This is a genomic window from Nitrosopumilus sp. b1, assembly GCF_014078545.1.
Classification (GTDB): domain Archaea; phylum Thermoproteota; class Nitrososphaeria; order Nitrososphaerales; family Nitrosopumilaceae; genus PXYB01.
In genome coordinates this window covers 51534-64722 of sequence record NZ_MU078719.1, presented here as the reverse complement: position 1 = coordinate 64722, position 13189 = coordinate 51534, and the positions used below count along the sequence as shown (strand labels likewise).

Here is a 13189-nt window from a genome sequence, read left to right as displayed (position 1 = left end):
GTCTGTCCAAAGTGAACGAACCTATGAAAGGTTATTTTTCAAATTCAAAAGTTATTTCGTTTTCTCCTCCACTAGTCATGGAGCTGAGATTAAAGTTGGCTTCTCCTAGAATTTTCCATTTGGCAGAGTTATTTGATAATGCTTCCCATAGTTCAGGAGAATTACCAGAATTTTTTATTGTTGCCTTGTCTGAAAGTATCAGTGAAGTATCACTTAACAGAGTAAAATAGTTTGAAGATGTAACCATTCCCTCCGGTCTTTCACCTATTTCACCAATATGTATTCGTGTCCCATTTTCAAAAAGTTGGTATTTTAGCAACTGAAGAATAACAGATTTGTAGTTTGGATTGGTAATCTTAAATGAGACTTCTATAGTGGCTGCTCGTTCATTTACTTCAATAATAGAAATATCATCAAGTTCAATTGAAATAGGAATGACTTGTCGATTAGTTTCCCCGGAAAAAAATAAGCCATCATCAGATACATCATTTATAAAATTTTGACCAGAAAATGCTACAACTGCGATTACAACTGCAAATACTCCAACGGCTGCACCTACAAAAATCTTGGGGTTCATTTTTTAAAAATATAATTTACATATCTTAAATGTTGAGATAATTATTATACTAATGCTAACATTTCAGAGTAATGCAGTATTTTCAGGCAGTGCAAAAAGGAAAAACCATTGCAAGTAAATCACAGATGAAATTATTTGAAATCGCGGGATTTGCTATGCTTACTCTAACAACTAAAAAAATTGATGGAAAGTTCTTCCCTGTCGGAGAAGAAGATTTTGCTGCAGTAATAAAGACACATGATGGTTTTGTAGCAATTTTAGTAGATAAAGACGGGTACACAAAAGCCCAATCAAAACCATTAGAAGAAAAAGAAGCATTAGATATTTTTAAAAAAATGAAAGATGCAGGAATTGATGAATTTGTTGGAAATGAAGTAGAGATTTGGACAGAGAGATATCCTACTATTCATAATAATTTAGACAAATGATTATTTTTTAGATGGCAAAATTATTTCGGTACCCACCGAATTTCCCTTAATAGCTTTTTCGAGGGTTTTGATATCTGCTTTTACTATTCTAGTTTTAATTTTTGAGCGCTCAATAATTTTTAGAGCTACGATATCCATTAGATCGTATCCTCCCGCTACAGAGTCCTCATGGACTAACATGTTACGGAGATTCTTTAGTTCAATTCTTTTGAATTTTTTAGCTTTTTTATTCTTATTTGGATCAGAATCATAAACTCCATCCACATCTGTAGCATTAAGAAATTCAGTGGCATTGATTTTTTCGGCAATTAGTGCTGCAGTACCATTAGTACTTTGACCAGGGTGGAGACCTCCTGTGACAACAATTGCCTCGCTATCTACAGCATGACGAATTTCTTGAAGTGTAGTAGGTGGATGAGGATATGCCTTGTGTTTTAATGCATAAATTAGCAGTTTTGCATTTAATCGAGAAATTTCTATTCCTAATTCATCAAGTGTAGATTCATCTGCTCCTGATGAACGAGCATGAGTAATGTAATGTCTTGCTATATGTCCTCCACCAGCTACAATGATGGGCTGACAAAATTTACTAATTTTGACTAGGAATGAAGCATAATCTTTCAGTATTTTCACATTGTCCATGCCAAATACGCGACCAGACAATTTGATTACAATTCGTTTTTTCATTCTAAGTTACCAAGGATTGAATTTGCGGCCATTTCAACTTTTTTTCTAAAATTGGGTGCTGTATACACTCTCAGTATATTCATAAAGCCAGACATTGTTGACACAAGTGGAATTTTTGATATTGGTATCTCAGTGGCAGTTTTGTTTTGAGATTCGTTAGTTATTAGAATAATTGATTTTGATTCTTTCTTTGATGGAGCCAAAGGAATTGAGGGAGTGATTGAGCTATCAACGAATATTTCATCCTCATTTACTTTGGATTTTCTGGCTAAGTTTTGTTTAATCTCTGAAATTTTGATTTTTTGTAAATTACTTTTACTTGTCAGAATACGCTCAAAGACGCATTTTAGTAATTTTCTATCCTGATAATTTTGAGCAAGTTTCTTAGCACGCTTTAGATTAGAGTTTTTTTCTGGGAGTGATAATAATTTAGATATAATATATTCATCAGTAAGTTTGAGATAGTCATCAATTTTTAATGAAGTCAGTCCAAGTTCATTATCTGCCTGACGAAGAGCTTCAACAATCATAACTTCCGCAGATCGAACGGTTTTATGAAAATAAACTGCCTTGAACATTTGATGTCTTGAATGTAACATAGATTCAAATGAATACAGGGCTGAGCGTTCAAGTGCCAATTTTTTTTGGTATACATCCAAAGATTGAGTTATTCTGTTATGATCTATTTTTGCATGTTCTGCACCAGTGAAATATCCATCTCGTAGTAGGTAATCCATCATATCAGCACTTAACGCCCCAGAAATTATTTCGTTCATGAATTGTAATTTAGAATCTCCAAATGCTAATTGTGCAAGAAAATTTTTATCAAAACCAGATTTTGATAATGTGTCACCTATTGACGTTTTTAAAATAATTTCTCTCCCTATCTCCTCATGAGTGATTTTTGATTTTTCTTTCATTACCTCTTCAAAAAGATGTGAGAAAGGACCATGGCCTATATCATGTAGTAGGGCAGCGAGTCTTAGATTTTGAATATCAGATTGTTTTAGAATGTTTTTTTCTGATAGTGCAATTCCTGCTTTTCCTGCTATATGCAGTACACCAAGTGAATGCTCAAATCTTGTGTGCTGTGCCCCCGGATATGTCAGATGTGCTCCCGATAATTGCCTAATCCTACGAAGTCGCTGAAAAATTGGATTATCGATAATTTGTAATTCAGTATTATTTATTCTAATAAAATCATGTATGGGATCTATGATATCAAGGAAATTATTTTTCATATTCGTAGTTTTTTACTAAATAACTTCATAATTTCCAAATGGACTTCTTGACGTGATTGAGATGCATTAACAATTTTCCAATTTTTCTTTTTTGCTATACTTCTGTATGCTTTAGAAATTTTTTGTGAGAATAGCTTATTTTTTTCAAATTGATCTCGGTTTGACTTTTTTCTGCTAAAGGAGATGGATTGTGATACATCCAATACAACAACAAGATCTGCCTTAGGTAATCCTTCATCTAATTTTTCTAACCACGAAGGATTCATGCCATTTACTACCCCGTATACAAGATTTGATTGATAATATCTATTCATGATTAAAACTGAGTTTTTTTCTTGAGCTTTTTTTATTTCGTTTACTTTTTCCCACCTGTTTGCTGCTAGTAGGCAATGAATTACTTGTGGAGGAAATTTCCTATGACCGGAAAGATATTTTTTAATTTCTTTTCCTATTGGGGTTGTATAATCAGGAAAGCTAAAAAGTTTAGTTTTAATTCGGTTTTTTTGAAGTTTTTTCTGCAATAGTAAGGATTGAGTTTTTTTGCCTGCTTGATCACCACCTTCTATAACAATTATCATAATTTGATAATTCTAGAAATTTATTGATTAAAAATCTATCAAGGAAGAATTCTTTTTGAAATAATCTTTATTTTTTAGCATTTAGAATGAATTGCCTCAAGGAAGCACAATTTTCATACCATAGTTTAATTAGAAGTCAATTTCACCAGTCAGTAGAAAAATTTGCCTTTTGATCAAGAAAGAGAAATGTTTACTGCTACCTGTGGAGACTGTGGTAATGAATGTCAAATTCCATTCAAGCCAAAAGACGACAGACCAGTTTATTGTAGAGAATGTTTCCAAAATCACAAACCACAACGAAGTGGAGGATCTAGATTTGGTAGGGGTTCAAGCTATGGAAGAAATGACAGGGGATCTAGATTTAGAGGTTCAAGAGGAGACAGACCCAGAGAAATGTTTACTGCTACCTGTGGAGACTGTGGTAATGAATGTCAAATTCCATTCAAGCCAAAAGACGACAGACCAGTTTATTGTAGAGAATGTTTCCAAAATCACAAACAAAACTAGTGTTTTTACTCGTAGAATAACTCTAAAATTTATAACATAATTTAATCATCATAATCAAAATGGATTTTGTAAAGTCTATGACAAAAGATATGATGAAAGAGATAGGAAATAAATCAAGAGAGTTTTATGAATTTGTTCTACCGCCAGTAGATATGATGATAGAGCAAGATAAGCTAATTTTACAAGTTGATTTACCGGGATTTGAAAAAAATGGTATCAGATTGAGACTAAATGGAAATATTTTATCAATTAATGCAGAAAAAAAACCTCAAGAAGAAACTATCAAAGTTATCTGCAGTCAAAGACCAAAGATAATTGATAAAAAAATTCGTCTTCCAATTATCATCAAAGAGGGTGAAGAAAAAATCACATCAGCCAGATATGATAATGGAGTACTAAATATCGTAATACCAGTAACAAAATCTGGAAAAGATATTCAAATAGAATAGATTATTTTTTCCTAAGCAAGATTGAGATAGTCATAATTATTAATGAACCAATCATTCCCACAGAAGCTAAGGCTTCATTTGTTGAATAGATCATTGCAGAGCCTAAAAATATTGCAGATGAAATTATGCTTCCTGGTAATAGTATAGTAGATTTTGGTTTTGTATTAAGTTGAATAGATCTATTTTCATCAATGAATTTTTTTAATTCTGGTGCAATTGAGATTGTAGCATCAATTGATTTTGCAAATCTAGTAAAAGAGTATTTTAACTCTTCAATATACGCGTCACGAATCAAGTGTTCATCTTCTAAAATATTTTTTAAGATCTTGACGAATTTAAAATCTACTTGATGAGTTTTGTATATTCCTTCTATAATAGAAGCCATTCTCATATACAGTGCCAAGTGTTTTGGTAACATAAATGGAAATCTACTCATTGTTTTATTTGCAATTTCCATTAACCCTTTGACTTCCATTTCGTCAGGTTTTTTGCCATGCATTGCCTGGACAGATAATTCTATGGCACGCTCAATTACTGATCTGTTATAATCTGGCATGAGCATTCCAAGTTCACTCATTGCATTTACCGTTCTTGGAGGATCTTTTTCCACCAGTGCAAGATAAAGGCGAACAAGGCGTTTTCTAGTATCATTATCAAGTCGTCCAACCATACCATAATCATATAGAATCAATTTTCCTTCATTTGTTACAGAAATATTTCCTGGATGTGGATCTGCATGAAAAATAGAATGGCGTAAAAGCATTGTAAAGAATACTTTGTGAACATCGATGACTAGTTTCTGTCTGTCAATTCCTTTTTCATCGAGGCCTTCAATATTGGTAATTTTGATACCAGGAATATACTCCATGGTAAGCACATTTTTTGAAGAATAATCATCGTAAACGGATGGTACTATGACGTTTCCGTTCTTCTCCATATTTTTTTTAATTTGTTTGAGATTTTCAGATTCAATTGTGTAATCCATCTCTTCATGAATGGTTTCAATAAACTGTGATAACATTGCTTTAGCAGAAAATCTCAGATTAGGATCAACAAATTTGAGAGCTAAAGGCAGTATTTTTTTTAATACCTTAAGGTCCTCTTCGACAACTTTTTCAATTCCGGGACGTTTTACTTTGACAACAACTTTTTGATTATCAATATTTGCAAGATATACCTGTCCTAATGATGCACCTGAGATTGCCGTTTGGTCAATACTGGAAAATTTTTTTTCAAGAGGACCAAAATCTTTTTCGATTATAGGTTTTACTTTCTCAAATGATTCTGCAGGAACATCATCTTGTAATTTTGAAAGTTCTTGCATGTATGGTTGTGGAAGTATATCTGCACGAGAAGATAACCATTGGCCTAGTTTGATGTACACGGGTCCAAGTGTAAGAAATGTATCAAGAACTTTTCGTGCGTTTCTTCTATATTTTTCAAGATCAACATCTTTACCTTCTTGCTTTACCCATTTTCTACGATCACTGCGCAGTGCAATTATTGATGGTAATAATTTTATGAGTACGTGGATAGTTCGTAGAGTTGATAATTTACCCACCCTTGAGTTGCTTAATTTTTTTTGTCAAAGAATAACCAAGGTATCCAAAAAGTAATGATGAACCCAAACCAGAAATTTTTGAAAGGTTTTTGGAATTTGTTTTTTTGAAAATACTTGTGCCTACTTGATAACCTCCAATTGCTGCACATGTTAAACCTATTATGACTTCGGGAGCATCATAGAACAGATGCCCTAGTGGATCCTTTCTTGGATCAATTTTATCAGTGTGAACTAGAAATTTATCATCGTATTCCCGTATATGCAAATTACCATATCGGTATTGTCTGTTTGCACCCTTTTTTTGTCCAAGATTAGTTTCTTCAGCGTTTTCTAGCATGAATTGCCTAATCTCTTTTGGGACTTCAATTTCATCCCTGTACATGAAGCATGTAGCTTCACGTATCGAATATAATCTTAGCTTGCCTTAATTTCTGATTGGTGCTTTCTTTTACGTTTGAAATAAAAAAAGATAGCAATTGCTGCAATTATTGGAATAATAATTAATTGTAAGACATCTGGGTTATCATCATTTTTTTCTGGTGCAGTTAGAAAAATTGTTGTATCATGATTCAGAAAGTGCTCTTCTCTTGTATCATCCTTGTATCGAAGTGTAACACGAATTTCATGCTCCCCAAATTTTGGCTCCCCCTCAAACTCAATCGGCACATTGAACGGTACTGGTGAATCTATTTCTATTTCATCAATGAATTGTGTTTTCTTTTGTATGTTTGATTCGCCTAGCGGTTCAATTGTAACAAAACCAAAAACAGCATCTTCATTTCCTTCATTGATTATTTCTCCAATGATTGTTTGCTGCCCTGATAGATCTATGACGTCTACATCATAAATGGTAATATCAATTAATCCTTTAATGAAAAAATCTACTATTCTAAAGATTTGAGTCTTGTCACCCTGTGCATTGTAATATGTAATGGTCATTGGTGCTCGAAGTGTGTCACCCTTGAGACTTTTTGGGACATAGATGTCTGCTTCTAAATATTTTTTATCGCCGGCATTAATTTGTCCAACATCCCAATTAGTATTTAGAACTACAACGTTTTCAATATTTGTAATTGACTGTGCAGTTGATGCTATTTCACTCTGTGTATTTGTTAATTCAATGTCTACTGCAGAAACTGGTGCTGTTCCATCATTAGAAATTTCGATTACTACATGGTTTTTAGTTAATGATGTAAGAAAGGGTTCCAATGCACGCATATTGATTATGCTATCTCCAGTAACTTTAGATTGAAATTCAAAGAAGGCATTTCTTTCTCCAGATTCACGCAGTCTAGAATAATCTACTTTAACGGTTGCAGGAAATTGACCGATTTTTACATGTTCACCTACATTGACAAAAAATGTCAAATGGAAGTTTTGCCCTGCCAATGAATTTGTTTCTGCATCAGCAGCTATTACAGAATTTGACCCAGATGCAGCTGAAAATCCTAATGGTAATGACAATTGACCCCTAATTCCAGTAATATCTTGTGTTCCAACATTGGCAAAGACTACTGTAAAAGGTACGTTGTCATCACCGGGGTTGACTTCAATTTTTTCATCAATTGTACCAAAGTATGAATCGAGATATTTTACATCGCCAAATTTCCTTTCAAATGGGGAATCTCCTGAGCCAGTTTGACTGAAAGCCTCAGAGAAAACAAGTGAGCCAAGAATTATCGGAAGCAAAAGTAATGATAGTTGATTCATTAGGCAACAGCCTCCATTGTTGGTTCTTCCCCTTCAAATGCTCGCCCGTCTTTGATTGTGATTATCCGATCAACTTCTCCGAATTGATGTCGATCATGGGTAACAATGATGAATGTATGGCCTAATTTCTTTGCAATAGACTTCATTAACTGAACTATTGTATTTGCAGTAACAGAGTCAAGATTTCCTGTTGGTTCATCAGCTAAAACTATGGACGGGTTGTTTACCATTCCTCTTGCTATGGCTGCACGCTGGGCTTGTCCACCTGATATTTTATTTGCTCTCTTGTAGATTTGATCCTCCATTCCTACAGCTATGAGGAGATCTTTTGCATCTTTTTCAGCAGAACCGTTTGTTGAACCAATTTGTCTTGGTAATAACACATTTTCATATACTGTCAGATCGGAAATCAGATTTGAGAATTGAAAGATGAATCCTAGCTTTTGATTTCTAAATGAGGAAAGTTGGTTATCATCTAAAGTAGTTGTATCTTTACCATCAATGAAAATTTTCCCACTGGATGGACTATCGAGTAATCCTATCATGTTTAGTAATGTAGATTTTCCTGAACCTGAGCTACCAACAATTAGGACAAATTCTCCCTTTTCAATTGAAATTGAAACATCTTGTAATGCATGCACTTTGGTGTCACCCTCACCATAGGTTTTATTCAAATTGATAATTTCAAGCACTTTGTCAGACAGTTCTCATCGCCTCCACGGGTAAAAGCTTAGTTGCCCTATACGAAGGGTATAGTGATGCAATTATTGCTAGACTGAATGAAGTTAATGCAGTTTGGGTAATTTTTCCCCAATCATAACTAACTTCTAAAGGAAGACTGTTATTGAAAGACATTTTAGTTTCTTTAGCATAAAATGTGTAACCCAAGCCAGCTGCTGTTCCAACTCCAGCACCTATAGCCCCAATAATCATTCCTTGAAAAATAAAAATAATCAAGATATCTTTTCTTTTGGCACCAATAGAACGCATTACGCCTATTTCACGTGTCTTGCCATTTACTAGCATCATTTGGATAGTAACAATTGCAAATGCTGAAGACATCATTCCAAAGTATCCAATCATGTTAATCATTGCTATACCAGATCTAAAACCTGCAAGTTGTTGTTCTGCAGATTCCTCAATTGTTTCAGCTAAAAAATCATCATTTGGGAACGAAGCAAGGAAGAAATTTTTAACTTCTAATGCTTTACTTCTGTCATTCAATTTTACCATTATAGAACCGGTATCTCCAGGTCGATTCATCAAGTCACGCAAAGTATCGATATGCATCACGACACTATAATCAAATCCTTGGCCACCAGGAGACTTTGCAATACCAGTGACAATAAATCGTTTAATCTTATCTTGTCCGAATCGGTCAACAATTAACACTTGAACATTATCACCAACTTGAGCACCCCCAAGATCTCTTGCTACATTAGAACCTAGGACAATCGAGTTTCTAGAAAAAACAAATTGCCCTTCAGTAACAGTTTCATGAACACTAGAAGCACGAATATCACGCATAGGATCAACACCTACTACTGGAACACGGGTTTCTTCATGGAGTTTACCAAATTTTGTCATGTTAATAGAAGCTGTCGATGACAGCCGGGGAGTTGCCGCTTCAACATATGGTATTCTTTCAAACCAATTTACCAGGGAAAGATCAGATTTGTCTATAAAATCTTCTTCATCTGTGATTAAGACATCACCGTTTCTGTAATCACTGATATCCCTTACAATAGCATCAAAGAGTCCTTGAAAAATCACAAAATTAACATGAATTACTAAAATTCCAATTGTTACAGCTAAAACGGCCCCAATTAGACTGCCTTTTTTATTGAATAGCATCCTCTTGGCAAGATTAATTCTGTAATCCACAGATCAGGGAGAAAAGTCTATTATATAAGATATTAGTTGTAAATTTTAAGTAATTAAGACATTTTATGACTAAAAATTAGCACTATGAATTAATATTAATTCAATGAACAATACTTACGACATTTTTATAAATAATTAGGATATTATGGAGAATTAGTGGCAAATAAAAGTGATAAATTAGACAATTTAGATATACAAATCTTAAGCAGACTGCTAAACAATTGTAGAGAGTCAGACAGACAGATTGGGAAAGCAGTCGGTATTTCTGGAGGTGCTGTAAAATCTAGAATCAAAAAAATGATGAAAAAAGGTACCATAGAGTATTTTGCATTAAAAATAGAACCACCTGTTTTAGGATATGGTATTTTTTACATTGTAGTTTCTGGCAGAGATTCAGATGAAATTTTACAACAAGTCAAGCTGGTAGGAGAGCCATTTCTCATAGTTCCATGCGTGGGTGGAGTCACTGTATGTGGAATTGTTGTAAAAGAAAACGTTCAACAAAAGATCGAGCTTGCAAAAAATTTGATGAAAGATGTGAGAGTACTAACAATATTTGAAGCAGAAAATCCTGGAATGAATTCTAATTTAACTAAAACTGATTTAGAAATTATTAACGAGTTAATGAAGGATCCTAGAGAAAAAATCGAAGATATTGCAAAGGCTACCGGATTATCAACGAAAACAGTAACACGTTCAATTGAAAAACTCCAAAGTGATGATGCAATACAATTTACTCTTGTTTATGAGCCAACAAAACTTGAAGGGTATATTCCACATGCAATATTGACTTGGATTACAGATGAATTACAAACAACCTTAAAGCGATTAGAAAAAGAATTTGCTGAAAATTTTCTTCAGCGTCCATTTATTGCAAAAAACCAAATTGTATTATTCATGCATAGTGATAATATTTTCAAGCTTGATGAACTAACTCAAAGAGTTAGGGAAGTAGAAGGGGTGGGTTCAGCTGACCTCTTTATTCCAAAACGAATTACATTTCCTCAAAAATGGATATTTAATGCCATTAAAGATGCTCAAAGATCTCCAACACTACATTTGATGTATCAAACACACTAAAATAGTTGCATTAAATTTTAAAAAATAATGAAGAAAAAGATCTTTCAAGGTAAAGTATTAGGCTTATCATTATATGATCTAAAAATCGAAGGTCGTAAAGTACGACGAGAGATTATTGAACATAGAGGAGCTGCTGCGATGTTGGCCTTTGATGAAGAAAATAAAGTAATTCTTGTAAAACAACATAGGTATCCACATGGATACATCTTAGAAATTCCAGCTGGAACTTTGGAAAAAGGTGAAAAACCCGAAAAATGTGCTTACAGAGAATTAATTGAAGAGACAGGATACAAGGCAAAAAAGATGGTTCATTTGTTATCATATTATCCGTCAGTTGGATATAATTCAGAAGTGATTCATTGTTTTGTAGCAAAGGACCTTAAGAAAGTTGGAGATTTAGAGCCGGATAATGATGAATTCATTTCAGTTGTAAAGATGGATTTGAAGAAATTAATTACAATGATTAAGAAGGGGAAAATTATTGATTCAAAAACTATTTGTGCAGTATTAACTTATGCAGCAAAGAAAAAATTATTGTTTTGAATATATCGGTTTTACTAAATCAGCAACATCTGCCCAGGAACGTTCTACACGTTCAAACATATGGATAAGATCTAAGAAATCAATGGGAAGTTGATTTTTTGAATCAAGTGATGATCTAAGCAAAGACATTTTTTTCTGATTTTCTTTATGTAAAGAAATTGCTTCAATGGCAATACTTCTATCATTTTTTATAAAAGCATCAATCGATTTCTCTTGCATTTTTCCAAAATCTTTTACAATGTCATGAATTTTTTTCAGATCTGTTTTAGAAAGAGTTGATAGGTAAATTGAGTTTGCAAGCTCAACAATTGTATCTCCGGCACTTTCTAGAAGGTTTGCAGCTATTCGATAATCAAGTACATCAATTTTTTCAAGATTAAACATATCAACTAATCTATTATCAATCATTGTACTTCGTATTAATCGAACTAAAAGGAAGTATTGTCTGTTAACTTCATCGTCTCTGTTAGCTAATGTTTGAAGATTTGATTTATCATATGTAGATAGTGCTGTCATTACATCACTAAACATTGCCAATACAATGGTATGCATACGTTTGAGGATTTTTTGTGGATTAATTGTAGTTGCATCAAGTAAAAATTGAACATTGATTGTTGATGCGTCTTCTTCAACTATTTCCATGCCAACTAATCGACGCATTGAATTTCTTATTTTTTCTCTGTCTTCTACAGGAATTGTGGATTTTCCTTGAACAATTATTACATCATATCCCAATAGATATGCTCCAGTGATATCTGCTACAATGTTTTCTTCTTTAGGTAATGGATATGAAATTGTCACTTCTTTTGAAGGACGTGATTCTTTGTCTGCAGTTATAGATATGGTATTTTGTCCTGTTTCCAATTCGACTTCCATATTTTTATCAAGATTATGCTGGTCAACCCATTCTTTTGGCAGGGATACAAGTATGCTACTTCCAATTCTTTGCAGGCGTCGAATGAATTTAGTCAATTTATATTAATTTAAATTATTTAAGCCATATTCTTATATTTTTCCTAAAGTTTAAACATCGATCATGAAAGGTGAGGCATTCTGTCCTGCTCATGTAACTGGTTTTTTTAAAGCTGAATTTGAGGGCAATACAAACCCAGAAAGTCTAGGATCCTTAGGTGCTGGTTTTTCAATTGAAAAAGGTGTTACTACAAGGGTAACTGTAAAAAAAGCAAAAGATTTTGATTTTAGGGTTTCTGTGTTAGGCTACAAATCAGAGAATATTCTAGTATCAGAATTTGTCATAAAAGAATTTTTGAAAAATTGTGAAGATAATAAATTCTTTGTAGATGTACAACATGAGATTTCAGTTCCAGTTGGATATGGTTTAGGATGCAGTGGTGCAGTTGCGTTATCTTTAGCAATGGCACTTAATCAAGCACTTAACACAAACTTACCAAAAGAAGTGGTAGGTAAGATCGCGCATGTTGCTGAAATTAATTGTAAAACTGGATTAGGTGATGTATTAGCATCATATCATGGAGGTTTTGAGATAAGAACAAAGCCTGGTGCACCTGGAATTGGCTCAATTGAAAAAATAACAACTGATTCAAATGTAATTTTAATTTGTTTTGCTCCAATCTCAACAAAAAAATTCATTGATGAAAAATTAGAAACCATTAATGGTCTTGGTGGAAAGATGGTTTCTAAATTAATCAAATCAAAAAGTTATGATGATTTTCAAGATATGTCTTTAAAATTTGCAAAATATGTCAAAGTGATGACTCCAAGAATGGATTTAGTAATTAATGATTTACAAAGTAATGGAATTAAATGTGGAGTTGCATTATTTGGAGAAACAATTTTTACATTAATTCCAAAAAACATGGAAGAAAAAGTTATGAAAATACTAGAAAAATATTCAGAAGGAATTATCATAAAATCAAAAATTGATAATTCTGGCGCTAGACTACAATAAAGATTTAGAACAAA

General features: G+C 33.2%; 16 protein-coding genes. 6 read left to right on the top strand and 10 right to left on the bottom strand.

Going from position 1 to position 13189, the window contains the following annotated elements; translation table 11 throughout:
• Positions 1-31: 31 nt before the first annotated feature.
• Positions 32-577, bottom strand: a complete 546-nt coding sequence (locus C6988_RS05270) for a hypothetical protein (RefSeq protein ID WP_182134014.1) — start codon at positions 575-577, stop codon at positions 32-34.
• A gap of 71 nt (positions 578-648) precedes the next feature.
• Between C6988_RS05270 and C6988_RS05265 the strand changes: the two genes are divergently transcribed.
• Positions 649-1005, top strand: a complete 357-nt coding sequence (locus tag C6988_RS05265; protein WP_182134013.1) for a hypothetical protein — start codon at positions 649-651, stop codon at positions 1003-1005.
• On the opposite strand, the gene pyrH is transcribed toward C6988_RS05265, so the two are convergent.
• The 3 genes from pyrH to tmk are packed head-to-tail and all read right to left on the bottom strand — an operon-like array spanning position 1006 to position 3511.
• Entirely contained in the window at positions 1006-1692 is a 687-nt protein-coding gene (gene pyrH / locus C6988_RS05260) for a UMP kinase (RefSeq protein WP_182134012.1), read from the bottom strand.
• Positions 1689-2933, bottom strand: coding sequence for an HD domain-containing protein (locus tag C6988_RS05255; RefSeq protein WP_182134011.1), 1245 nt, complete (start codon positions 2931-2933; stop codon positions 1689-1691). The genes pyrH and C6988_RS05255 overlap by 4 nt, the downstream gene beginning before the upstream one ends.
• Positions 2930-3511 (bottom strand): dTMP kinase, encoded by a 582-nt coding sequence (gene tmk / locus C6988_RS05250; protein WP_182134010.1) that lies wholly within the window; start codon positions 3509-3511, stop codon positions 2930-2932. Before tmk ends, C6988_RS05255 begins: the two co-directional genes overlap by 4 nt.
• Before the next feature lie 162 nt (positions 3512-3673).
• Here tmk and C6988_RS05245 point away from each other — a divergent pair, with 162 nt between their 5' ends.
• Together C6988_RS05245 and hsp14 are read left to right on the top strand one after the other, a co-directional pair.
• Positions 3674-4018 (top strand): CxxC-x17-CxxC domain-containing protein, encoded by a 345-nt coding sequence (locus tag C6988_RS05245; protein WP_182134009.1) that lies wholly within the window; start codon positions 3674-3676, stop codon positions 4016-4018.
• Positions 4019-4077: 59 nt separating this feature from the next.
• Entirely contained in the window at positions 4078-4467 is a 390-nt protein-coding gene (gene hsp14 / locus C6988_RS05240; RefSeq protein ID WP_220463411.1) for an archaeal heat shock protein Hsp14, read from the top strand.
• A gap of 1 nt (position 4468) precedes the next feature.
• Here hsp14 and C6988_RS05235 read toward each other — a convergent pair whose 3' ends face one another.
• The 5 genes from C6988_RS05235 to C6988_RS05215 are packed head-to-tail and all read right to left on the bottom strand — an operon-like array spanning position 4469 to position 9592.
• Positions 4469-6028, bottom strand: coding sequence for an ABC1 kinase family protein (locus C6988_RS05235; RefSeq protein ID WP_182134008.1), 1560 nt, complete (start codon positions 6026-6028; stop codon positions 4469-4471).
• On the bottom strand, positions 6021-6410 hold the full coding sequence (locus tag C6988_RS05230) for a hypothetical protein (RefSeq protein ID WP_182134007.1): 390 nt from the start codon (positions 6408-6410) through the stop codon (positions 6021-6023). Before C6988_RS05230 ends, C6988_RS05235 begins: the two co-directional genes overlap by 8 nt.
• Positions 6411-6442: 32 nt before the next feature.
• A complete protein-coding gene (locus tag C6988_RS05225) occupies positions 6443-7738 on the bottom strand; it encodes a COG1361 S-layer family protein (protein ID WP_182134006.1) in 1296 nt (431 codons plus the stop codon).
• Complete coding sequence (locus C6988_RS05220; protein WP_182134005.1) at positions 7738-8412, bottom strand: ABC transporter ATP-binding protein; 675 nt, start codon at positions 8410-8412, stop codon at positions 7738-7740. Before C6988_RS05220 ends, C6988_RS05225 begins: the two co-directional genes overlap by 1 nt.
• A gap of 22 nt (positions 8413-8434) precedes the next feature.
• The gene (locus tag C6988_RS05215) at positions 8435-9592 is read right to left on the bottom strand and encodes an ABC transporter permease (RefSeq protein ID WP_182134088.1); all 1158 of its coding nucleotides are present in this window, start codon (positions 9590-9592) and stop codon (positions 8435-8437) included.
• Positions 9593-9778: 186 nt separating this feature from the next.
• On the opposite strand from C6988_RS05215, the gene C6988_RS05210 reads away from it, so the two are divergent.
• Together C6988_RS05210 and C6988_RS05205 are read left to right on the top strand one after the other, a co-directional pair.
• Positions 9779-10702 carry an Lrp/AsnC family transcriptional regulator gene (locus C6988_RS05210; protein ID WP_182134004.1) on the top strand — a complete coding sequence of 308 codons (924 nt, stop codon included), beginning with the start codon at positions 9779-9781 and terminating at the stop codon, positions 10700-10702.
• Between the two features lie 27 nt (positions 10703-10729).
• Entirely contained in the window at positions 10730-11245 is a 516-nt protein-coding gene (locus C6988_RS05205) for an NUDIX hydrolase (protein WP_182134003.1), read from the top strand.
• On the opposite strand, the gene C6988_RS05200 is transcribed toward C6988_RS05205, so the two are convergent.
• Positions 11234-12217, bottom strand: coding sequence for a phosphate signaling complex PhoU family protein (locus C6988_RS05200; protein WP_182134002.1), 984 nt, complete (start codon positions 12215-12217; stop codon positions 11234-11236). The two genes, C6988_RS05205 and C6988_RS05200, sit on opposite strands and share 12 nt — an antisense overlap.
• 64 nt (positions 12218-12281) lie before the next feature.
• Between C6988_RS05200 and C6988_RS05195 the strand changes: the two genes are divergently transcribed.
• Positions 12282-13175 carry a pantoate kinase gene (locus C6988_RS05195; RefSeq protein WP_182134001.1) on the top strand — a complete coding sequence of 298 codons (894 nt, stop codon included), beginning with the start codon at positions 12282-12284 and terminating at the stop codon, positions 13173-13175.
• Positions 13176-13189: the final 14 nt, after the last annotated feature.

What these genes read in the sequence shown, in the direction of transcription:
- C6988_RS05270 (WP_182134014.1), bottom strand. Translation starts at nt 577, where the DNA reads ATGAACCCCAAGATTTTTGTAGGTGCAGCCGTTGGAGTATTTGCAGTT.
- C6988_RS05265 (WP_182134013.1), top strand. Translation starts at nt 649, where the DNA reads ATGCAGTATTTTCAGGCAGTGCAAAAAGGAAAAACCATTGCAAGTAAA.
- pyrH (WP_182134012.1), bottom strand. Translation starts at nt 1,692, where the DNA reads ATGAAAAAACGAATTGTAATCAAATTGTCTGGTCGCGTATTTGGCATG.
- C6988_RS05255 (WP_182134011.1), bottom strand. Translation starts at nt 2,933, where the DNA reads ATGAAAAATAATTTCCTTGATATCATAGATCCCATACATGATTTTATT.
- tmk (WP_182134010.1), bottom strand. Translation starts at nt 3,511, where the DNA reads ATGATAATTGTTATAGAAGGTGGTGATCAAGCAGGCAAAAAAACTCAA.
- hsp14 (WP_220463411.1), top strand. Translation starts at nt 4,078, where the DNA reads ATGGATTTTGTAAAGTCTATGACAAAAGATATGATGAAAGAGATAGGA.
- C6988_RS05230 (WP_182134007.1), bottom strand. Translation starts at nt 6,410, where the DNA reads ATGTACAGGGATGAAATTGAAGTCCCAAAAGAGATTAGGCAATTCATG.
- C6988_RS05225 (WP_182134006.1), bottom strand. Translation starts at nt 7,738, where the DNA reads ATGAATCAACTATCATTACTTTTGCTTCCGATAATTCTTGGCTCACTT.
- C6988_RS05215 (WP_182134088.1), bottom strand. Translation starts at nt 9,592, where the DNA reads ATGCTATTCAATAAAAAAGGCAGTCTAATTGGGGCCGTTTTAGCTGTA.
- C6988_RS05205 (WP_182134003.1), top strand. Translation starts at nt 10,730, where the DNA reads ATGAAGAAAAAGATCTTTCAAGGTAAAGTATTAGGCTTATCATTATAT.
- C6988_RS05195 (WP_182134001.1), top strand. Translation starts at nt 12,282, where the DNA reads ATGAAAGGTGAGGCATTCTGTCCTGCTCATGTAACTGGTTTTTTTAAA.